Genomic DNA, 21,885 nt, shown 5'->3' with positions numbered 1-21,885 from the left:
TGCTGCTACCTGCCTCTCTGGTTGTGTCGTTCAAGCTTTGCCACCAGCTGGGTCAGCGGCAGCGTAATGATCAGGTACATCAGTGCGGCGAGCACCAGCGGAGTGGCGTTCGCGGTCTGGGAGACGGAGTCCCGTGCAAAGGTGGTCAGCTCGCGGTCCTGCAGGGCCATGCCGGCGATGAAGAGCAGGGAGGTGTCCTTGATCAGGATGACGAGCTCGTTGGTCAGCGGCGGCGTGATGATCCGGAAGGCCTGGGGCAGGGTCACGGAGATCATGGTCCAGGCCGGACCCATGCCGAGGGACCGGGCGGCCTCGGCCTGGCCGGAAGGTACTGCCTGGATGCCGGCGCGGATTGTCTCGGCAATGTACGCACCGGACACGATGATCAGGGCGAGGAGCCCGGCGCCGGCGCTGCCTCCCGGCGGACGCCAGTCAAAGGCAATGGGGACGGCAAAGGCGAAACCAAAGATCACCAGCAGGGCCGGCAGCCCGCGGAAAAGTTCAATGTAGGCCGTGGCGGCCCAGCGGTACGGAGCGACGGGGGAGAGCTTCATCAGGGCCAGCAGCAGGCCCAGCAGGAGCCCGCCGGCGAAAGCGATGATGGTGTAGATAATCGTGTTTTTGACCGCCACCGTAACGATGGTGGGGAAAGCCTCACGGGCCACCTCGGCGTCGAAGAAGTTCTCACCGATAGCTTCCCAGTCGGCAGCCAGGACTACGGCTACCAGCGCGATGACAAAAACGGCATACAGGACGCCCCGGAACAGGCGTCTGCGGGTGGAGGGTTTCAAAGTGGGGGCCTTCCGGGGAAGAAAAGGGGTCGTCCCGGGCGCCCGGCCCGGGACGACGCAGTGGTCTAGGCGTTATTCGGTGAAGTACTTGTCGTAGATCTCCTGGTATTTGCCGTTGTCGCGCATCTCTGTGAGCTGCTCGTTGACGGCGGAGATGAGTTCGGTGTTGTCCTTGTCCATGGCGAAGCCGTAGGACTCATCGGTCTCATACTCTTCGGCGATGGTGAAGTCACCATCCTCCGTGTGTCCAATGTTCACCGGCAGGTCCTGGAGCACAGCGTCGACGTTACCGGACTGAATGGCCGGGAACAGTTCGCCGTCTGACGGGAAGGAGACGATCTCAGCGTCCGGAGCGTTCTCCCGCGCGTACGCTTCGCCTGTCGTGCCCTGCTGGACGCCGAGCTTCTTTCCGCTCAGGTCAGCGATGGTTTTGATATCGGAATCCGCCGGGACCAGCAGGGACTGCAGCGAGTCATAGTACGGATCGGCAAAGCCCATGGCCTCTTCGCGTTCCGGCGTGATGGTGATGGCACTTGCTTCGAGGTCGCACTGGCCCGCAGCCAGCACGGTGCCGCTGGCAATGCCCTCGAATCCAACGTCCTGGACTGCCAGTTCAAGGTCCAGGCCCGTTGCGATCTCCTTGACCAGGTCCATGTCGAAACCGGTGTATTCACCGTTTTCTTCATACTCGAACGGCACGAACGGGATGTCCGAGCAGACCGTCAGGGTGCCTTCTGAAACCAGATCAAAACCGTTGGCGGAGTCGTCGGAGGCTCCGGCGTCGTCGCCACCACAGGCGGTCAGGGAGAGGGCGCCGATGGTTAGAAAGGTGAGGGCAGCGGTGCGGACTTTGTGCGGCATTGGTATACAACCTAACGTAGGACGGTGTGAGCGGACTCACCCGTAGCTTGGTATTGGGAAGCAGTCTAGAGCGTACTCAGTACATATTTCGGCAATATGTCCGCGGGCTCCGGCCGCCGGCCCGTGCCCGGCGGATGCCGTGCTGCGGGCCTGCTGCTGCCTGCGCCTACTTCGTGAAGAACCGGTCATGGAGCTCCTGGTACTTCCCATTCTCCCGCAGTGCCGCGAGCTGTTCATTCACCTTTGCGACCAGGTCCTCGCTGCCGTCCTTCTTCATGGCAAAGCCGTAGGACTCCCCGGTCTCGAAGGTGGCTGAAATCCGGAACTTGCCATCCTCGGTATGGTCCAGGTTCACGGCGTGGTCCTGCAGGACCGCGTCGATGTTTCCGGCCTGAATGGCCTGGAAAAGCTCGGCATCGGTTTGGAAGGACATGATTTCCGCGTCGCCGGCATTTTCCCGTGCATAGGTTTCGCCGGTGGTGCCCTGCTGGACGCCTATCTTCTTGCCCTTCAGATCCGCAAGGGAGGCAACCGGTGAATCGGCAGGAACGAGCAGGGTCTGCGGCGAGTCATAGTACGGGTCGGAGAAAGCCAGTTTGTCGGCACGTTCCTCAGTGATGGACATGGCGGCAGCTATGAGGTCACACTGACGGGCCGCGAGGACGGTACCGCTCTGGAGGCCGTCGAAGCCAACATTCTGGATCTCATGCTCCAGGCCCATGCCCTTGGCGATCTCGCGGGTGAGCTCAATGTCGAATCCGGTGTATTCCCCGTCCACGACGTATTCGAAGGGCTTGAAGGGAACATTCGAGCAAACCGTGAGGGACCCCTCGTTGACCGTGGCAAGGCCGGATTCGTCAGCTGAGGTGGAGTCGCCACAGGCGGTGAGGGCGAGTGCCCCGACAGCCAGGAGGGCAGCAACGGTGGTACGGACTTTGTGCGGCATGGGAATTCAGACCTTTGGTCGGCAGGAATAGATCAAGCCGCAGGCGGAAACCAACCGTCTCCAGAGCGGCATCAGGCGGAAAGACCCGTGAGGGCCACTTCCGAGTTTCTATTCTACCCACTGTAAATTTATGCAAAGGACCATACGGTTATGCAACCGGTCCCGGGAGGGACATCAGTGGTGGCTCAGAACCCTGCCGGCGATGCGGCGAAGTCGGGAATACGCTGCGCCCTGGCGCCGGGCCGGCCGAGGCCAAGGGCCTCAAGCATCGGCCGGAACTTGCTCCAAGTTTCCTCTAGTTCCGCCGCAGGATTGGAGCCGGCGACAATTCCACAGCCTGCATAGAGCCGCACATCGGTGGGACTTTCGATCACCGCACCGCGCAGGGCGATGCCCCACTCGCCGTTTCCGGCGGCATCCATCCAGCCCACCGGTCCTGCATACGGGCCGCGGTCCATGTGTTCAAGTTCACTAATCAGTTCGCCCGCAACGCTGGTCGGGAACCCGCAGACGGCCGCGGTGGGGTGCAGTGCTTCCACCAGCGTCAGCGGTGTAGGAATCAGGCCGCCTTCGTCGGGAGCAAGCGCGGCCCGGACATCCGAGGCGAGATGCCACACATTGGGCAGCTCGAGGACAAACGGCTCCGTGTGGGAAGTCATCGAAGAAGTGAAAGGCTCCAGGGAGCGGGTGAGCGAATCGATGGCGATCTGGTGTTCGTGCTGCTGCTTATCGGACCCCGCCAGCACCCGCTGGGCGTAGTCCGGATCATCTTCGGGTGCCGTTGCACGGTCCAGGGTGCCAGCCAGCACCCGGGCCTCGGCGGTTCCGTTCCGGACCCGGATCAGCATCTCCGGGGTGGAGCCGATCAGTCCATCCACGGAGTACGTCCAGCAGTCGCGGTAACGTACGGCCAGTTCACGCAGTACCTGCGAGGAGACGACCGGGCTGCCCAGCTTCACGGCAATATCGCGGGCCAGGACAATCTTGCTGAGATCTCCGGCGGCGACGTGGGCCACGGAGCGTGCCACGGCGTTCTTCCACTCGGACTCGCTCAACATGCCCGGCAGGACCCGGTCCGACGTATCACTCTCGCGGTAGACCGGCAGATCCTCCAGATAGCGGGCCAGTGCCGCCTTCGCCGTCTCGGCGTTGAGGTCGGCGTCGGGATCGGCGGTGGTGTACGTTACCCAGCCCTCGCCGTCGCGCAGCCCCACGATAATTTCGGGAATCACCAGCCGGGATTCAAAGGGGGAACGTTTGGAGAAGGCAAAGGAGCCAAAGGCGACGACGCCGGTGCCGGGGGCTGCCAGGGGGTCCTCGACCTCGGCTTCCGCCAGGATGGACCGCCACCACTGCTGTGCACGGGCAAAGCGCTCGGGGCCGCTGGAGGTGAAACGGGCGGCTTCTCCGAAGCCGACAAGTCCTTCCTGGCGCCGGATCCAGCACAGCTGCTCGTCGAGAACCAGATACTCCAGGAGACCCATGGCGGCGGAAAGCTCACCGACGGGCACTGTCACAGAACGCAGGGTGGTCATAGTGCTTCCACAGTACTCCGCCGCCGGTGCAGGCCGGATATCGGGGCCCCGGGGCTGAGAGCAACACGACAAGGGACGCCCGGTTCGGTGGCCCCTGCATTGTTTGAGACAATGACAGAGTGAACCGCGCATCGTTGGAAAAACGCCCGGATGAAGTTGCTGCCATGTTTGACGACGTGGCACCTAAATACGACGTCGTGAACGACGTGCTGTCCCTGGGACAGACACGCCGCTGGCGCCGTGTTGTGGTGGACGCCGTGGGGGCCGTGCCCGGACAGCGGGTCCTGGACCTGGCCGCCGGCACCGGCACCTCAAGCGAGCCCTATGCCGACGCAGGGATCGACGTCGTGGCCTGCGACTTCTCGCTTGGCATGCTCAAGGTAGGCAAGCGCCGTCGTCCCGACATTGACTTCGTGGCCGGCGATGCCACCAACCTGCCGTTCGAGGACAACTCCTTTGACGCCTCCACCATTTCCTTCGGCCTGCGTAACGTCAACGAGCCGAAGAAGGCCCTGGCGGAAATGCTCCGGGTAACCAAGCCCGGCGGACGCCTCGTCATTGCTGAATTCTCCTCCCCGGTGGTTCCGGTGTGGCGCACCATGTACACCGAGTACCTGATGCGTGCCCTGCCGTCGATCGCACGCAAGGTTGCCTCCAACCCGGATGCGTACGTCTATCTGGCTGAATCCATCCGGGCCTGGCCGAACCAGGACGGCCTTGCATCGTGGATCGCCGAAACCGGCTGGCAGGATGTGGCCTACCGGAACCTCACCGGCGGAATCGTCGCCGTGCACCGCGCCGTCAAGCCCGGAGGACAGCCGGCAAAGTGAAGGTCCTTATTGTCGGTGCCGGTCCCGCCGGCTCCACAGCCGCGTACTACCTCGCCTCTGCCGGAGTGGACGTCACCGTTCTCGAGAAGACTGCTTTCCCGCGGGAAAAGGTCTGCGGCGACGGCCTGACTCCCCGTGCGGTGCGCGAAATCCAGTTCCTTGGGCTGCCGCACGAAGAGGCTGAAGGGTGGCGCCGGAACAAGGGGCTGCGCCTGATCGCCGGCGGCCGGACCCTTGAGCTGCCGTGGCCGGTACTTTCGGACTTCCCGGACTACGGCCTGATCCGCACCCGACTCGGTTTCGACGAGGCCCTGGCCCGCCACGCGCAGGCGGCTGGAGCGAAAATCCTTGAGCGGCATACGGTGGTCTCCGCGATCCGTGCCGACGACGGGCGGGTGGAAGGCGCCGTCGCCAACGTGTTGGACGAAAACGGAAGGCGTACCGGCGAACGGCGGGAGTTCTTTGCCGACGTCGTGCTGGCTGCTGACGGAAATTCCAGCCGCACAGCCTTGAGCCTGGGCATCGAAAAGCGCGACGACCGTCCGATGGGCGTGGCCGTGCGCACCTACTTTGAGAGCCCCCGCACCAATGACGAGTGGATGGAAGGCTGGCTGGAACTTCCCGACGCCGCCGGCAATCCGCTGCCCGGCTACGGCTGGGTCTTCGGCGTCGGCGACGGAACCTCCAATGTGGGCCTGGGCATCCTGAACTCCTCCAAGGAATTCGGGAAGCTGGACTACCGCAAGGTCCTGCGCGACTGGACTGCGGGCATGCCCGCAGAGTGGGGTTTCACTCCCGAAAACCAAGTGGGCGAAATCCGCGGTGCAGCTCTGCCCATGGGCTTCAACCGCACTCCGCACTATTCACCCGGGCTGCTTCTGCTCGGTGATGCGGGCGGCATGGTCAGCCCCTTCAATGGCGAAGGCATCTCCTACGCCATGGAATCGGCTCGATTTGCCGCCGAACACATCATCGAGGGCGAAGGTGCTGCCCTCACGCCCGGCCTGCTTACGTCCCGTGCCGCGTTCGACGGCGAGCTGCGCGGCTATGCAGGGCATGTGCGGGAAGAGTGGGGCAGCCACTTCACCCTGGGCCGTATCTTCGCCTCCATGATCGGCCGTCCTGCAATCATGAAACTGGCTCTCCGCACCGGGATGCCTATTCCGGTGCTGATGCGGTTTGTGGTGCGTATGCTCGCGAACCTCACGGACCGCAGCTCCAAAGGCATAGAGGATAGAGTTATTGCCTTACTGGAAATGCTGGTTCCTGCGGCAAGCAACCAGGGAACGCCGGGGACCTCCCGGCAATCCGCGCAGCTGCCGTGACGCTAGATGCCTGTTGTCCACCCGTTCCGACAAATAGTTAGTCTTGAACAGTGACTGAATCCACCAACACCAGCCCGGAGACCGCGCCGAGCACTTCCGCCCTGCCGCCGGGGTTCGCTCTGCTGGCGGAGGACCCCAGGCTGGGCCCGTCGATGGCCGCGTCCCTGGAGCAGGTGGAAACGCGGCTGCGTGAAGCTGTCGCCAATTCCGATCCCTTTGCCGATGTCACGTCCCGGCACCTCGTGGAGGCCGGCGGGAAGCGGATCCGTCCGCTCCTGACCCTGCTCGCGTCCCATCTCGGTGCGGAGGATGCGCCCGAGAAGGTCATCCAGTCGGCAGTCGTTGTTGAGCTGACGCACCTTGCCACGCTCTACCACGACGACGTGATGGATGAGGCTCCGTACCGCCGCGGAGCACCGACTGCGCACGAGATCTGGGGCAACTCGGTGGCTGTACTGACCGGCGACTTGATCTTTGCCCGTGCGTCGAGCCTCGTTTCCGCCCTCGGGGGTCCAGCCCTGGCTATTCAGGCCCACACCTTTGAGCGGCTGTGCCTGGGCCAGCTGCATGAAACCGTCGGCCCTGCGGAGGGCCAGGATCCGCTGGAACACTACCTGTCCGTAATTGCGGACAAAACCGGGTCGCTGATTTCCGCCTCCGGCCAGTTCGGTGCCCTCTTCTCCGGTGCCGGTCAGGACGTCATCGACATCATGGTCGAATACGGCGAGAAGGTGGGTATTGCCTTCCAGCTCGCCGACGACGTCATCGACGTCACCGGCATGCAGGTCAAGTCCGGGAAAACGCCCGGCACGGACCTGCGCGAAGGTGTCCCCACGCTGCCCGTACTGCTGCTGCGCCGCGCTGCGGCCGGAGGAGACACGGACGCTGCTGCGGTGCTGGAACTGGTGGACCGTGACCTCAGCTCGGATGAGGCTCTGGCGGAAGCCGTAGCCGCCCTGCGCAGCAGTCCGGTGACCCAGGATGCCTGGGAAGTGGCACGCGGCTGGTCCGAAGACGCCGTGGCTGCCCTCGCACCGCTGCCGGACTCCGTAGTGAAGGAAGCCCTCGCCGCGTTTGCCCGGGCTGTAGTCAACCGCGAGGTCTGACGGTCTGTTGCCGGGCTGCCGCCAGCGCGGCCCTCATTGTCCTGCGCACCAAGGGCCGCCAGATGCCGCGCCTGCCAGCTGCGCAGGAGAGTGTCCTGCCTAAAGGACGGCGCGCAGCTCCGCTGCTTTGCGTGCCCGGACAGCGGGCGGCACGATGGGCCGCTTAGGCGTGAAGTACAGGCCGTCGTCGGTCCAGCGCGGAAGCACATGCTGGTGGTAGTGCCAGACGTGCTGGCTGCCGGCAGGTTCGTTGTGCTGCCGGGTGGTGACGCCGTCGGGATTCCAGGCCTTCTTAATGGCTACGGCCATGTCCCGGGTCACCAGCATGATCCGCGCTGCGACGTCGTCGGGCAGCTCATAGAGCAGCTCGTAGTGCGCGCGGGGGGTGACCAGCACGTGTCCGGGTTCCGGGTCGAAGCCGTGGGAGGCGATGAACGCAAGCACCAGGTCATCGGAGTAGATCAGGTCCCCGGGCTCGCACAGATTGCCGGGGTAGCGGAACTCCCCGGATGCCATGTCGCAGAACGGACACTCATAGCCGTCCGGTGCGTGGCTTTTCCAGGTTTCTTCGCGGAAAACGTCCTTCATCGAAGGCTTAGTCCTCGTCTTCGTCCTCTTCGAAAACCCACTCGAACATGTCCAGGACATACTCGCTGAGGGTGCCTTCCTCGCTCTGCCAGTCACCGCGTGCGTTGTTGCGGCGCCAGACTATGGGGTCCGGAACGTCCAACTGATCCGCACGGATGCCCCAAACGAACTTCTCGTCCTCATCCTCGAGGAAAAGCAGGTAACCGTCTTCGATCTCGAGCTCGTCCGGATCCCAGAAGAAGTGGAAGGCCTCCATCAGGTCCTCGCAGCCTCCGAGAGCGAGATAGAACTCACGCAGTACCAGCGGGATGTTGAAATCGTGGGCAGCGAGCATCGAATCGAGCTCCTGCTCGGGGATGCCGTCTTCTTCCCGCCAGTTGTCCTCAAGGTACTTGGGGACCAGGGCGCGGAATCGATCCAGGAAAATTTCACTCATGTGGTCTCCAAGCGTGCGTTGAGTGGATGTATTCCAATCCTAGCCGGGACACGGACGGGGTCCGGACGCGGTCGGGTTCCCGGAGTCCGCGCGGAGCGTGCGGGAGTTCCCAACCATGTCTGCCGTGGCGCCGGGTTTGGTGCACTCTGCGGGCTAGGGCAGACGCGTGGCCAGTCCGGGATAGTCGATCACGGTGCCGTCCTCGTCTACGGTGAGTTCGGCGGTAAACCCGCCGTGGGCTGAACTGTAGAGGACGACGGCGTGTCCGGCGTCGGGCGAGAAAGGCCGGACCTGGGAATAGACCTGCCTGCTGGGCAGCACCCGCAGGCTGGGCATCTCCACCCAGGCCATCGTGAGCTGTGTTTCGTCCGGGGGAGCGGACTCGTTGAGCAGGTCCAGCCGCAGGATCGGCATGGTGTTGGTCAGCGGGCACAGTCCGAGGTCGCAGTCCTGGGCTTCGTCGAGTGTGCGCGTGTCCGCAATCCCCGGCGCGGGCAGGTCCGTGAGGCCGGAGACTGTTGTCTCGGCGCTCCACCGTCCCTCGGCGCTGCGCTCGAGCTGCAGGGACCTGGACCAGCCTTTGCCCGTCACCTGTACCGTCAGCCGCCGGGTGACCCAGCCGGGGATCGTGGACAGGGTCCACGACGCGCGGTATTCCGGTGCGACCGAGGTGCCGGCGGCAGCAAGCTCCCGGTCCCGGAAGGACACCACTGCCGTATCCATGCGGTCCGGATCATCCTCTCCCTGCCAGCGGATGGTCCTGGCCTTCGCGGTGGTAGTCATCCCTACAGGTTAACTGCCCAGATGACGTACATTCGGCGCAAGGTACAGGTGTACCGGCTCGGCGGAGGCCGTGTCTCGTGTAAGAGACGATGGATGTGATCCACGCAGCGCAGTAGGTTTAGCCGTAATCGGGTTCGTACCCGCCCGCCGCGAAAGGACATCCGGAATGGCCGAGACACTGCAGAACTTCATCAACGGCGGGTTTGTGCCGTCCAAGGGTCCCGAAGTGCTGGACATCGTGAATCCGACCAATGGCGACGTTGTTGCCGTGTCACCGGTCTCCGTGCAGGCGGACGTCGATGCCGCCATGGATGCTGCCGCTGCGGCGTTCCGGACCTGGAAGCGGACCACTCCAAGCGAACGGCAGCGGATGCTGCTCCGCCTGGCGGACGCTCTCGAGGCTAATTCCGGCGAACTGGTCGAAGCGCAGCACCGCAACACCGGCCAGGTGCGCTCCCTGATTGCCGCAGAGGAAGTAGCTGTAGGGGCAGACCAGCTCCGCTTCTTTGCGGGCGCAGCCAGGGTCCTTGAGGGAAAGTCCGCGGGAGAGTACATGGAAGGGTTCACGTCCTTCATCCGCCGCGAGCCGATCGGCGTCGTCGCGCAGGTGGCCCCGTGGAACTATCCGCTGCTCATGGCTGTGTGGAAAATCGGCCCCGCGCTCGCGGCGGGCAACACCGTGGTGCTCAAGCCTTCGGACACCACCCCGGAATCCACCCTGGTCCTGGCCCGGCTTGCGGGGGAGATTTTCCCGGCCGGGGTGCTCAACGTGGTCCTGGGCACGGGGGATACCGGTGCCCTGATGGTCGAACACCCTGTGCCCGGGCTGGTCTCCATCACCGGGTCCGTCCGTGCCGGTATTGCCGTGGCCTCCGGCGCCGCCAAAACGCTCAAGCGGTCCCACCTGGAACTGGGCGGCAAGGCGCCGGCAGTCGTTTTCGCGGATGCTGACCTGGACCGGACCGCCACCGCCGTCGCCGAATTTGCGTTCTTCAATGCCGGCCAGGACTGTACGGCCATCACCCGTGTGCTGGTGGAGGACTCCGTGCACGATGCTTTGGTGGAGAAACTCGTGGCCGCTGCCAAGGAACTAAAAACCGGCAGCGACAACGACGAGGAGAACTACTTCGGTCCACTGAACAACATCAACCACTTCAACGCGGTCAATGCCGTGATCGAAGCGCTGCCTGCGCACTGCCGCGTGGAAACCGGGGGCCGGAGAGCCGGGTCCAGGGGCTTTTTCTTTGAGCCCACCGTCATCACCGGCGCCCGGCAGGACGATGACGTGGTGCAGAAGGAGACCTTCGGTCCGGTGATCACGGTGCAGAAATTCGATACGGAGGAGCAGGCCGTGGACATGGCCAACGATGTTGAATACGCCCTCGCCTCGAGTGTCTGGACCACCAACCACGGCCGCGCTATGCGGCTGTCCCGGGACCTCGATTTTGGAGCAGTCTGGATTAATACGCACATCATGCTCACCGCCGAGATGCCGCACGGCGGGTTCAAGAGTTCCGGCTATGGCAAGGACCTCTCCATGTACGGGGTGGAGGACTACACCCGCATCAAGCACGTGATGAGCGCACTCGATGCGTAGCGGTGCACCTGTCCCGGTTTCTTCCTTTCTTCCGCAGCAGCACCGAGAGGCAATCGCATGAGTATCCCCGTCATCACACCGAGTGCCCGCCTTGAACAGAAACGCCGGATCACCGGAGCTTTTCCCGGCCCGAAGTCCGTCGCATTGGAGGCACGCCGGGCAGCAGTGGTGGCAAAGGGTGTTGCGTCGAGCGTTCCCGTGTATGCCGCCGACGCTGACGGTGGAATCATCCTGGACGTGGACGGCAACGCGTTCATCGATCTTGGGTCGGGCATTGCCGTGACCAGCGTGGGTGCCACCGACCCGGCCGTTGTCGCAGCGGTGCAGGCACAGGTGGAACATTTCACGCATACCTGCTTCATGGTGACGCCCTACGAAGGCTATGTGGCTGTTGCCGAGCGTCTGGCCGCGGTAACGCCCGGGGACTTCGACAAAAGGACCGTGCTGTTCAACTCGGGCGCGGAAGCGGTGGAGAACGCCGTGAAGATTGCCCGATCGGCTACCGGACGCGACGCCGTCGTCGCGTTCGACCATGCCTACCACGGCCGTACCAACCTCACCATGGGGCTGACAGCCAAGGCCATGCCGTACAAGACCGGGTTCGGTCCGTTTGCTCCGGAAATCTACCGAATGCCCATGAGCTATCCGTTCCGTGAGGAGAATCCGGACCTCACCGGCGCCGAGGCTGCTGACCGGGCAATTCTGGCCATTGAAAAGCAGATCGGTGCGGATCAGGTGGCTGCTCTATTGATCGAACCGATCCAGGGCGAAGGCGGATTCATTGTTCCAGCGGAGGGCTTCCTGCCGCGGTTGGCGGACTGGGCCCGGGCCAACGGCGTGGTCTTCATCGCCGACGAGGTGCAGTCAGGGTTTTGCCGCACGGGCGAGTGGTTCGCCGTACAGCACGAAGGAGTGGTTCCCGATCTCGTCACCATGGCCAAGGGCATTGCCGGCGGGCTTCCGCTCTCTGCCGTCACTGGACGCGCGGAGTTGCTCGATGCCGTCCATCCCGGCGGCCTGGGCGGCACCTACGGCGGCAACCCGGTGGCCTGCGCTGCTGCCCTCGCAGCCATGGACACCATGGTCGCGCAGGACCTGGCTGGCCGTGCACGGCACATCGAGGAGCTCACGCTGCCCCGGTTGCGCGCGCTGCAGGTGGAGGGCGGTGCCGTCGGCGATGTCCGTGGCCGCGGGGCCATGCTGGCGATGGAATTCGTCAGGCCCGGTACCAAGACGCCCGACGCCGAGACCGCGAAGGCAATCGCGGCAGAGTGTCTGCAGGAAGGTGTCATTGTGCTGACCTGCGGCACCTACGGCAATGTGATCCGGCTGCTGCCGCCGCTGACTATCGGCGATGAACTGCTGCTCGATGGGCTGACCGTGCTGGAGGCTGCTGTCCGGGCAAGGGGCTGAGACGCCCAGGGGGCTGAGACGCCGGAAAAACGGGGTGCCCGCTTTAAACGGGGCCGGAGGCTCCACCGGCAAGGAATTCCGGATGGAAATAGACGTTCCGCAGTGGCCGGCGATCGGGGTCAACATAGTGGGGCGGGAGGAACCAGGGGATGCCAGCGCGCATGGATACCTGCCAGTTGCCCTGATGGATCAAGTGGTGGTGGAACGAGCACAGCAGCACACCGTTGTCGATACCGGTGCCTCCGCCTTGCTCCCAGAATGTCACGTGGTGTGCCTCGGTCCAGGGCCCGGGAACCGTGCAGCCTGGAAACGCGCAGCCTCCGTCTCGGGCGTGCAGAGCCTTACGCAGATGCGGAGGGAACAGTCGTGCAGCCCGGCCGAGATCCAAGACCTGTCCGTCGGATCCCAGGACCATCGGGATCAGGTCCGCGTCGCAGGCTATCCGGCGAACTGAGCGTGCGTCGATAGGCCCGGAGAACGCAGCGGTACCCGGCATCTGGGAGTTCGTTGACCTGGTTTCGTGGCCTGCGTGGCCTGCGTTGCTGCCCCCGGCGTTGCTGCCCCCGGCGTTGCTGCCCCCGGCATTGCTGCCCCCTGCGTTGCCTGAGCCCCCGGCGTTGCCGCCTCGGTCGCCTTCGTTTCCTCCGTTGCCGGGACTGTCTGGGTGATCCAACCCGTCTATTGTTGCTGGGTTTCCTGGGGGAGCTTCGCTGGGGGTTTTGCCTGTGCCCTCCGTCCGGTCGCGGTGGCCGCTTATGCCCATGCCACCTGGTGCATTCGCCAGCTCCCTCAGCAATGAGTCGTGGCTGATCGTCACCATGACTTGGGGACGAAGCCCGCCGGCTGCGGGCAGGCCGCCTGAAGCGAGAGCGGCCCGGACCGCGCCGAGCAGGCCCTCGAGCATCAGCTGGGGACGAGTTGGCCTCGGCAGAAGATCCATGACCTTGGGCTCGGCAAGGGAGTCCTGCGTGTTCGGGTCTGGAGCAGACAGCGCTACACCCCCGAATTCACCTTCCGGAGGGGAGGTTCCCTGGACGGGCGGACCGCCTTGTTCCGGTGCCGTGCATCCTTCCGGCACCGTGCTGCTGTCCTCCTGCATCCCGCTGTGGTCCGGTGCGCCGCCCCCGGCTGCTGAAGCGGGTGCCGGCTGGACATGGTTCCGGGGGTTGGTTGCGCTGTTGATCAGCGTCGTGAGGGCCTCGTGCTGTTCATCAGTGCAGTAAATGTGCAGGTGGTTCAAACCATTGCGCCGCCTGCCAGGAAAAATGCCCTGGAACTGGTTCAGCTCTTCCTCGGTGGGTGGCCGGTCCTGGTCCAGCAACGCGGTCCAATGCTTCGCTGCGCGTACCAGGAAGTCATGGTCCTGGTAGGTGCCGATATCTGTGAGCTGCTTTTCCATGGCTTCAAGCGCCTCTGGTTCCAAGCGCGGAACTGCTTCCTCCAGCGCCCGTGCGATGACATCCGCGTCGGTTGCCGCCAACACTCCATCGGCGCAGGCCTGTGCGACCCGGGGGTAAGCGGGCGGGAGTACGTCACCCGTGAGTGTGGGCCTGGGAAGGAGCGCCGCTGCCATGGCCAGACGACGGCGGGCCTCGGCCCGGGAGATTCGTAAGCGGGCCCGCAGAAAATCCGCAGTACTTCGGAATTCCCGCAGGCGTCGGCCGCCGCTCTTCGGCAGCACCGTGGGCTCCGTGTGGGAGCAAGCGCCGTACCCGCCAGACGAAGGGATGAGGCCGGGCAAAGTGGATGCGGGTCCGAAGACATCCTCCAGCCCATCCGCGACGCGGAGGGGTTCCGCCGTGGGTCCGGCCGCAGCGGAGGATGCGAGGGTGGACGCGGGACGCTGCTGGTCAATGGCGGCAGCCGCCGTCAGCTTCAAGTAGTCCGTAATCCGCGAAATATCCTCGACAGCGGAAGCGAAATCCACCGCTTCCTGCAGTCCCAACAGACCCCACGAGTCGGTTGCGGCTTCGCGAAGCTCATTGGCTGTACCCAGCACCGATTCCACACACTGAATAAGCGTGCCGGTGGGAGCCCCGGCGGAGGAATCCGCCGGGAACATCACCACGTCCAAAGGTTCCACAGCCATGGACCAATTCTGCCGCCGCAAACCATCACTGAAGTGGAGCAGCCTAAGGGGTGGGGATAACAAGCCGGACGCCCGGAGCCGGCGCTGGCGGTGGAGGACAAGTACGGGAAACCCAGCCAGAGGAGGCCATCAGCCGCGGACGTACCGCAGGGCATGCGGGCGCCGAACGCAGGGCATGCGGGCGCCGAACGCAGTTGATGGCCGTGGGGCATGGGGACGCCCGCGGCAGCAACGAGCCACGGGCGTGCATCGTCCCCGATGTCACCGCCTAGGAATCCCCAGAAACAGAACCGCTCTAGGCGCCCCTACGAAACAGCAGCGGCAGCTCGAAGCCTGCGGTTGCGGCGGGGGCCGCCGATCATATCGATGGTCAGCATCACCAGCGCCACCCAGACCAGGCCGAAGCCCGCCCAGCGCTCCGGCGGCATGGCTTCCTTGAAGACCGTAAGGGCCAGAATGAACTGCAGGGTGGGCGCCAGGTACTGCAGCAGGCCCACCGTGGACAGCGGAAGCCGGCGGGCAGCCGCACCGAAGAAGATCAGCGGCACGGCGGTGATGACGCCCGAGGCCACCAGCAGCCAAAGATGCCCGGCACCGTTGGTGGTCAGGGTGGCAGCATCGGTCATGGAAAGCCAGATCATCACGCCCACGGCGATCGGGGTGAGGACCGCCGTTTCAATTGTCAGGCTGGAAACAGCATCCACGCGGGAGCCGACGCCCTTCTTCACCAGGCCGTAAAACCCGAAGCTGAAGGCCAGGGCCAGGGCAACCCACGGCACGGTTCCGTAGGCCACGGCCAGGACCAGGACCGCGATGAACCCAACGGCCATGGCGGCCCACTGCAGCGGACGAAGCTTTTCCTTGAGTACCAGTACGCCCAGCAAAACAGAGACAAGGGGGTTGATGAAGTAGCCCAGGGCGGCCTCCACCGCATGTTCGTTCAGCACGGCCCAGGAGTACGTCAACCAGTTGACCGCAATGAGGAGGGCCGCCCCTGCAAGGGTTGCGACGGTCCGTGGGTTCCTTCCCGCAGCGAGCATCGGCTTCCAGGCGCGCATGACGGTCAGCAGGATTGCACAGAACACCAGCGACCAGACCACGCGGTTGGCAACGATCTCCACCGCGCCGGCCGGTTTGAGGACCATGAAGTACAGGGGGAGAAGGCCCCACAGGCCATAGGCGCCGATCCCAAAGAGAATGCCGGGCAGGTTCTCGCGGCCGGTCCCCTGTGTGGGGGCGGCAGATCCGGATGGACTCGGGGAATCCACGACGCCGGCGTCCGGCGATGCGGTAGGTACGGCGCGCAGGGCGGGGACGGGCTTTGAGAATGGCACGAAGGGCTTAACGCACGTTTCCCGGAGCGTATTCCCGCACCTCACCCGGAAGGCTTTCCGGTGCCGTTTAGACGACGGGCGAACCCGGCATTTAGAATAAACAACTGTGTGTTAATTACGCACCCTAGAGCTCAGAAGAGAAGAAGGACTATCAGTGACTAACCCTGCCGCGGACAGCGCCCAGCGTCCTTTGAGGGTCGCCATTATCGGCGCAGGCCCCGCCGGTGTTTACGCCGCCGACATCCTTACCAAAGCCGAGCGGGACTTCGAGGTCAGCATTGACCTGTTTGACCAGTACCCGGCCCCCTACGGCCTGATCCGCTACGGAGTGGCCCCCGACCACCCGCGGATCAAGGGCATCGTCAACGCCCTGCACAAGGTCCTGGACCGCGGAGACATCCGTTTCCTGGGCAACGTCAACTACGGCCGCGATCTGACGCTGGCGGACTTCCGCCACTTCTACGACGCCATCATCTTCGCCACGGGAGCCATCAAGGATGCCCCGTTGAACGTCCCCGGAGTAGAGCTCGAGGGCTCCTTCGGCGGTGCGGAATTTGTGTCCTGGTATGACGGCCACCCGGACGTTCCGCGGGAATGGCCGCTGGATGCCAAGGAAGTTGCAGTGATCGGCAACGGCAACGTGGCCCTCGACGTCGCACGCATCCTCTCCAAGCACGCCGACGACCTGCTCACCACGGAGATCCCGACCAACGTCTATGAGGGCCTGAAGAAGTCCCCCGTCACCGACGTGCACATCTTCGGCCGGCGCGGCCCGGCCCAGGTGAAGTTCACTCCGTTGGAACTGCGCGAACTCTCGCATTCCCGCGACGTCGACATTGTCCTCTACCCCGAGGACTTCGAATTCGACGAGGGCTCCGACGAGCAGATCCGCACCAACAACCAGACCAAGACCATGGTCAACACCCTCACCAACTGGCTGGTGGAGGAACAGGACACCGGAGCGTCGCGCCGCCTGCACCTGCACTTCCTGCACAGCCCGGTCGAGATCTACGAGGATCCCGCTGATCCGGGCAAGGTTGCCGGCATGAAGTTCGAGCGCACGGAGCTGGACGGAACCGGTAACGTCCGGGGTACGGGTGAAATCGTGGACTACCCCGTCCAGGCTGTTTACCGGGCCATCGGCTACTTCGGCTCCGAGCTGCCCGAAGTGGGCTACGACGAGCAGCGCGGCGTGATCCCCAATGAGGGCGGCCGCGTCATCAACGAAGACGGCGCTCCGGTGCCGGGCATCTACACCACCGGCTGGATCAAGCGCGGTCCGGTGGGCCTGATCGGCCACACCAAGGGCGACGCACTGGAAACCATTGGCTTCCTGCTCGAGGACCGGCTGAACCTGCCGGCCGCCACGCACCCGGACCCGTCGTCGATCATCGACCTGCTCGAAGAGCGCGGCGTCAAGTACACCACCTGGGAAGGCTGGCTGAAGCTGGATGCCTACGAGCGCAGCCTCGGCGCTTCCTATATCCACCCTGATCCGCTGACCGGCGAACTCGTCCGCGAGCGCGTGAAGGTGGTTGACCGCGAAGAGATGACCCGCATCTCCCGCGGCGAGTAGCAGTCCCGAAGTAAACCGCAGTTTCTCTGGCCTCCGCCGGTCCGCGCGTGGGAGCATATCCAGCAATGATGTGTTCCCTCACCGGGCAGCGTCCGACGTGCTGGACGGTGTTCGTTTATCAGCGTGGATAGGCGGGGGCCGTGCGCATTGCGGCACGAAATGAATCTGTGTCCCGAACCGGGCAGTCCGGCGTCCTGCCGCGGGTACCTGCGGACATCCTGCAGCGTAATGCCGTAAGGGCGCACGAATCGCTGGGCGCGGGCACCGGATGGCTGGAACGGCTGCGCCCCTCCGTGCGGGAATCCTGGCAGCGTTCGCTCCAGCACCACCCGGACCCTGACATTCCACGTCCTGAGTTGGTGTTCGACGGCGACGCCCTGGTCCGCCACCGTGCCGCCCATCCGCTCTCGTCCGTAATGCCGGTGATCCGCCGTCTGCTTGTGGAACCGGGAGAGGATTCCGGTCTCCTGGTGGCCGTGGGGGATGAGCTGGGCCGGCTGCTGTGGGTGGACGGAGATCCGGTCCTGCGACGGCGTGCCGAAGGAATGTTGTTTATGGCCGGCGCGGACTGGTCCGAACGCACGGTCGGAACCAGTGCCCCCGGGATGGCCCTCGCCACCGCATCCGAGGTGCAGATTGCCGGACCCGAGCATTTCAGCCGGCTCGTGCACTCCTGGAGCTGTACCGCGGTACCCGTCCATGACCCGGACACCGGTGCCGTGCTCGGCGTCGTGGACGTGACCGGAGGTTCCGAGGCGGTGGCACCGCATACCCTGGCCCTCGTCCGGGCGGCTGTCGCGGCGGCAGAGGCCCGGCTCCAGGTCGAGCGCCTGCAGGCACACCGGGACACAGCCCGCAGGCCGCAGGCATCCGGCAGCAGAGACCGCGCACCCCAGCCGTCCCGCCGTCGTACCCGGAGGATACCCACCCCAGGTTTTGCGGAGAACCTGGAGGTGCTGGGCAGGGACCGTGCCCTGCTGCACACGGGTGGCAGGGCGGTGGAACTGAGTGCCCGCCACGGCGAACTGCTGGCCGTACTGGCTCTGCACCCCGCTGGCCTCACTGCCGAGGAACTTGCCGCACTGGCCTACCCGGACGCACACGCAGGTACGGTGCGGGCCGAGATGGTGCGGCTGCGCAACCTGATGGAAGCCGCGGCCGCAGGGACAACGGCTGAACCGCTTGTCCCACGCTCCCGTCCCTACAGGTTGGCGCGTCCGCTCGCGGTGGACGCCGTCCAGGTCCTGCGGTTCCTCGAACAGGGTGCGTACCGCCTTGCGCTGCGGACGTACGGCGGACCGGTGCTTTCCCGCTCGGAGGCCCCCGCCGTCGTCCGGCTGCGTACCGAGGTTTCGGCCGTCCTGCGCGAAGCCATACTGTCCGACGCCGGCACGGACACGCTGCTGCAGTATCTCCAGCTGCCGGAGGCAGCCCATGACGCCGAGGCCTGGCAGCTGGCTTTGCGGGTGCTTCCGCCGCGTTCGCCTCGCCGGGCCGCCGTCGTCGCCGCCCTGGAACGGATCGAACGGGACCTGGCGTAGCAGCCTGCCGCCCAGTGCAACCCGGTTGCAACCTTGCGCTCCGTAGCCTCTGTGGTGTCCGCAACCGACACCGACGTCGAACGCACAAGGAGCGCAAAATGACCGTTTACGCACAGCCCGGCAGCCAAGGATCGCTGATCACGTTCAAGCCGCGGTATGACAACTGGATCGGCGGGGAATGGGTGGCCCCGGTCAAGGGGGAGTACTTCGAAAACATCTCGCCCGTGAATGGGCGGGCCTTCTGTGAAGTGGCCCGTGGGACGTCGGCCGATATCGACCTGGCCCTGGACGCCGCACATAAGGCCGCAGGGGCATGGGGTAAGACGTCGGTGGCTGAGCGGGCCCTGGTCCTCAGCCGCATCGCGGACCGCATTGAAGCGAACCTGGAAACCCTGGCCGTCGCCGAAACCTGGGACAACGGCAAGCCCATCCGGGAAGTCCTCGCCGCGGACCTTCCGCTGGCGATTGACCATTTCCGCTACTTCGCCGGCGCCATCCGGGCCCAGGAAGGCGGCATTTCCCAGATCGACGACAACACCACCTCGTACCACTTCCACGAGCCCCTGGGAGTGGTGGGGCAGATCATTCCGTGGAACTTCCCCATCCTCATGGCCACCTGGAAGCTGGCTCCGGCGCTCGCCGCCGGCAACGCCGTCGTGCTGAAGCCTGCGGAGCAGACGCCGACGTCGATCCTGGTGTTGATGGAGCTGATCGCGGACCTGCTGCCGGCAGGCGTGCTCAACGTCGTGAACGGGTTTGGTGTGGAAGCGGGCAAGCCGCTGGCATCCTCGAACCGGATCCGGAAGATCGCCTTCACGGGGGAGACCACCACGGGCCGGCTCATCATGCAGTACGCCAGCCAGAACCTGATTCCGGTCACCCTCGAGCTGGGCGGGAAGAGCCCGAACATCTTCTTCGCCGACGTCGCTGCCGCCGATGACTCGTTCTACGACAAGGCCCTCGAAGGCTTCAACATGTTCGCCCTGAACCAGGGCGAGGTCTGCACCTGCCCGTCCCGGGCGCTCATCCAGGACTCCATGTACGACTCGTTTATGGCGGACGCGCTGGCCCGCACAGCACTGATGGTCCAGGGCAATCCCCTCGATACGAACACCATGGTGGGGGCGCAGGCATCCAACGACCAGTTGGAGAAGGTCCTCTCCTACCTGGACATCGGCAGGCAGGAGGGGGCGAAAGTCCTTGCCGGCGGCGAGCGCGCGCATTTCGACGGCGACCTTGCCGGCGGGTTCTACGTCCAGCCCACGGTCTTTGAAGGCACCAACAACATGCGTATTTTCCAGGAGGAGATCTTCGGGCCGGTGGTCTCCGTGACCCGCTTCTCCGACTATGGGGAGGCCATGGCGATCGCCAATGACACCCTGTACGGACTGGGCGCAGGTGTCTGGTCCCGGGACGGCAACACCGCCTACCGGGCGGGGCGGGACATCCAGGCCGGACGGGTATGGGTGAACAACTACCATGCCTATCCTGCGCATTCCGCGTTCGGCGGCTACAAGTCCTCCGGAATCGGGCGCGAAAACCACGCGATGATGCTGGACCACTACCAGCAGACCAAAAACCTGCTGGTGAGCTACGCCGAAATCAAGCAGGGGTTCTTCTAAGCGGCCTTCGCACATGCCTAGGCTGGGGTGTCACTCGCCTTCCACTTGAACCGTAGTTCCTTTTGATGGAAAGAGGACCCCATGACCAGCATGCAGGCAGCAGTAGTGAACCGTCTCGGTGAGGGCCTCTCCATCGAGGAAATGGCGGTGCTTGAACCAGGTCCGGGCCAGGCGCTCGTCAAGCTGGTGGCCACGGGTGTCTGCCATACGGATCTCCACGCGGCGGACGGGGACTGGCCCGTAAAGCCAACTCCTCCGTTCATTCCGGGGCATGAGGGCGTCGGCGAGGTGGTGCAGGTCGGCGAGGGGGTCACCGACCTGCACCCGGGCGACATGGTGGGCAACGCCTGGCTTGCCTACGCCTGCGGTGTCTGCGAGTACTGCCGGACAGGCTGGGAAACCCTGTGCGAGCAGCAGAAGAACAGCGGCTATTCCGTGGACGGCTCCTTCGGCCAGTACATGCTGGTGGACGCGCGCTTCGCTGCGCGCATCCCGGAAGGGGCCGATCCGCAGGAGATCGCCCCTGTCCTCTGCGCCGGAGTCACGGTTTACAAGGGGTTGAAGGTCAGCGATGCACGACCCGGGCAATGGGTGGTCATCTCAGGGATAGGCGGTCTGGGCCACGTAGCGGTGCAGTATGCCATTGCCATGGGACTGCGCGTCGCCGCCGTGGACATCGCCGATGAGAAGCTGGAACTGGCCAAGAGGTACGGGGCCGAGGTTGTGGTCAATGCGCGCAACGAGGACCCCGCCGAGGTCATTCAGGAGAAGATCGGCGGTGCCCACGCAATACTGGTCACCGCGGTGCATCCGACAGCTTTTGGGCAGGCCATCGGCATGGCCCGGCGCGGAGGAACGATTGTTTTTGTCGGATTGCCGCCGGGGGACTTCCCGGCCCCGATCTTCGACACTGTCCTCAAGGGCCTCACTATCCGGGGATCGATCGTGGGTACCCGCCAGGACCTGGCGGAGGCGATCGACTTCTACGACCGCGGACTGATCCACCCCAACATCACCGTCCGCAACCTGGAAGAGATCAATGATGTGATGACTGAACTCCGAGAAGGCCGTGTAGACGGCCGTGTGGTGATTGGATACTGATGGATTCTTCGCTTGCACCTGGGCTGGAAGCGGCTGCCGCGCTGCCCGGGGAGGATTTTTCCCGGGTGGCGCTGACGCCTGTTGCCTTGGCGCTGCTGCTGCGGCTGCGCGAAACCCACGGAAGGCTTATGTTCCACCAGTCCGGCGGCTGCTGCGACGGGTCATCTCCCATGTGTTATCCGCACGGGGAGTTCCTTACGGGCGACGCCGATGTGCTCCTTGGCGTCTTCGACCTGGACGGAGAGGACCTGGAGTTTTGGATGTCGCGGGAACAGTTCGGGTACTGGAAGCACACACACCTGACCGTAGATGTGGTGTCCGGCCGGGGGAGCGGGTTCTCTGTGGAAGCACCCGAAGGCAAACGCTTCCTCATCAGGTCCCGTCTCCTCGACCCCGGGTCCAAATAGTAAG

Annotated in this window: 19 protein-coding genes; 10 read left to right on the top strand and 9 right to left on the bottom strand. The window is 64.6% G+C overall.

The features are described 5' to 3' along the window. Nucleotides 1-5: 5 nt before the first annotated feature. The 4 genes from QNO03_RS06635 to QNO03_RS06620 form a co-directional block, all read right to left on the bottom strand. Nucleotides 6-791 carry an amino acid ABC transporter permease gene (locus tag QNO03_RS06635; RefSeq protein WP_229947082.1) on the bottom strand — a complete coding sequence of 262 codons (786 nt, stop codon included), beginning with the start codon at nt 789-791 and terminating at the stop codon, nt 6-8. A gap of 72 nt (nt 792-863) precedes the next feature. Then, the gene (locus QNO03_RS06630; protein WP_289602626.1) at nt 864-1,652 is read right to left on the bottom strand and encodes a basic amino acid ABC transporter substrate-binding protein; all 789 of its coding nucleotides are present in this window, start codon (nt 1,650-1,652) and stop codon (nt 864-866) included. A 166-nt stretch (nt 1,653-1,818) separates the two neighbouring features. Then, complete coding sequence (locus QNO03_RS06625) at nt 1,819-2,598, bottom strand: basic amino acid ABC transporter substrate-binding protein (protein ID WP_289602624.1); 780 nt, start codon at nt 2,596-2,598, stop codon at nt 1,819-1,821. Between the two features lie 185 nt (nt 2,599-2,783). Beyond that, a complete protein-coding gene (locus QNO03_RS06620; protein WP_289602623.1) occupies nt 2,784-4,133 on the bottom strand; it encodes an isochorismate synthase in 1,350 nt (449 codons plus the stop codon). Nucleotides 4,134-4,252: 119 nt separating this feature from the next. On the opposite strand from QNO03_RS06620, the gene QNO03_RS06615 reads away from it, so the two are divergent. The 3 genes from QNO03_RS06615 to QNO03_RS06605 are packed head-to-tail and all read left to right on the top strand — an operon-like array spanning nt 4,253 to nt 7,394. Then, nucleotides 4,253-4,963, top strand: coding sequence for a demethylmenaquinone methyltransferase (locus QNO03_RS06615; RefSeq protein ID WP_229947110.1), 711 nt, complete (start codon nt 4,253-4,255; stop codon nt 4,961-4,963). Next, nucleotides 4,960-6,288: a geranylgeranyl reductase family protein gene (locus tag QNO03_RS06610; protein WP_229947112.1), complete on the top strand. Its 1,329-nt coding sequence runs from the start codon at nt 4,960-4,962 to the stop codon at nt 6,286-6,288. The genes QNO03_RS06615 and QNO03_RS06610 overlap by 4 nt, the downstream gene beginning before the upstream one ends. Nucleotides 6,289-6,338: 50 nt before the next feature. Next, nucleotides 6,339-7,394 (top strand): polyprenyl synthetase family protein, encoded by a 1,056-nt coding sequence (locus QNO03_RS06605; protein ID WP_289602621.1) that lies wholly within the window; start codon nt 6,339-6,341, stop codon nt 7,392-7,394. 99 nt (nt 7,395-7,493) lie between these two features. Here QNO03_RS06605 and QNO03_RS06600 read toward each other — a convergent pair whose 3' ends face one another. The 3 genes from QNO03_RS06600 to QNO03_RS06590 all read right to left on the bottom strand — a co-directional run bounded on the left by QNO03_RS06600 (nt 7,494) and on the right by QNO03_RS06590 (nt 9,201). Next, nucleotides 7,494-7,982, bottom strand: a complete 489-nt coding sequence (locus tag QNO03_RS06600) for an HIT family protein (RefSeq protein ID WP_289602619.1) — start codon at nt 7,980-7,982, stop codon at nt 7,494-7,496. Nucleotides 7,983-7,989: 7 nt separating this feature from the next. Continuing rightward, nucleotides 7,990-8,418 (bottom strand): hypothetical protein, encoded by a 429-nt coding sequence (locus QNO03_RS06595; protein WP_229947118.1) that lies wholly within the window; start codon nt 8,416-8,418, stop codon nt 7,990-7,992. Between the two features lie 153 nt (nt 8,419-8,571). Continuing rightward, nucleotides 8,572-9,201, bottom strand: a complete 630-nt coding sequence (locus QNO03_RS06590) for a putative glycolipid-binding domain-containing protein (RefSeq protein WP_289602617.1) — start codon at nt 9,199-9,201, stop codon at nt 8,572-8,574. A 166-nt stretch (nt 9,202-9,367) separates the two neighbouring features. On the opposite strand from QNO03_RS06590, the gene QNO03_RS06585 reads away from it, so the two are divergent. Then, nucleotides 9,368-10,798 (top strand): gamma-aminobutyraldehyde dehydrogenase, encoded by a 1,431-nt coding sequence (locus tag QNO03_RS06585; RefSeq protein ID WP_289602616.1) that lies wholly within the window; start codon nt 9,368-9,370, stop codon nt 10,796-10,798. A gap of 57 nt (nt 10,799-10,855) precedes the next feature. Continuing rightward, the gene (gene gabT / locus QNO03_RS06580) at nt 10,856-12,211 is read left to right on the top strand and encodes a 4-aminobutyrate--2-oxoglutarate transaminase (protein ID WP_289602615.1); all 1,356 of its coding nucleotides are present in this window, start codon (nt 10,856-10,858) and stop codon (nt 12,209-12,211) included. Between the two features lie 43 nt (nt 12,212-12,254). Here gabT and QNO03_RS06575 read toward each other — a convergent pair whose 3' ends face one another. Both QNO03_RS06575 and rarD read right to left on the bottom strand, forming a co-directional pair. Next, complete coding sequence (locus QNO03_RS06575; RefSeq protein WP_289602613.1) at nt 12,255-14,300, bottom strand: HNH endonuclease signature motif containing protein; 2,046 nt, start codon at nt 14,298-14,300, stop codon at nt 12,255-12,257. A 305-nt stretch (nt 14,301-14,605) separates the two neighbouring features. Next, a complete protein-coding gene (gene rarD, locus QNO03_RS06570) occupies nt 14,606-15,634 on the bottom strand; it encodes an EamA family transporter RarD (protein ID WP_502874553.1) in 1,029 nt (342 codons plus the stop codon). Between the two features lie 154 nt (nt 15,635-15,788). On the opposite strand from rarD, the gene QNO03_RS06565 reads away from it, so the two are divergent. The 5 genes from QNO03_RS06565 to QNO03_RS06545 all read left to right on the top strand — a co-directional run bounded on the left by QNO03_RS06565 (nt 15,789) and on the right by QNO03_RS06545 (nt 21,881). After that, entirely contained in the window at nt 15,789-17,210 is a 1,422-nt protein-coding gene (locus QNO03_RS06565; RefSeq protein ID WP_289602611.1) for an FAD-dependent oxidoreductase, read from the top strand. A 167-nt stretch (nt 17,211-17,377) separates the two neighbouring features. Further along, a complete protein-coding gene (locus QNO03_RS06560; RefSeq protein WP_289602609.1) occupies nt 17,378-18,751 on the top strand; it encodes a GAF domain-containing protein in 1,374 nt (457 codons plus the stop codon). Nucleotides 18,752-18,849: 98 nt separating this feature from the next. Next, nucleotides 18,850-20,373, top strand: coding sequence for an acetaldehyde dehydrogenase ExaC (gene exaC, locus QNO03_RS06555; protein WP_289602608.1), 1,524 nt, complete (start codon nt 18,850-18,852; stop codon nt 20,371-20,373). A gap of 81 nt (nt 20,374-20,454) precedes the next feature. Further along, on the top strand, nt 20,455-21,474 hold the full coding sequence (adhP, locus tag QNO03_RS06550; RefSeq protein WP_229947128.1) for an alcohol dehydrogenase AdhP: 1,020 nt from the start codon (nt 20,455-20,457) through the stop codon (nt 21,472-21,474). After that, a complete protein-coding gene (locus QNO03_RS06545) occupies nt 21,474-21,881 on the top strand; it encodes a DUF779 domain-containing protein (RefSeq protein WP_289602605.1) in 408 nt (135 codons plus the stop codon). Before adhP ends, QNO03_RS06545 begins: the two co-directional genes overlap by 1 nt. Nucleotides 21,882-21,885 lie beyond the last annotated feature (4 nt).

The organism is Arthrobacter sp. zg-Y877 (genome assembly GCF_030373105.1).
In the GTDB taxonomy this organism is placed as follows: Bacteria; Actinomycetota; Actinomycetes; order Actinomycetales; family Micrococcaceae; genus Arthrobacter_B.
Note: the sequence above shows the minus strand (reverse complement) of the source record. Positions and strands in the feature narration are given on the sequence as shown.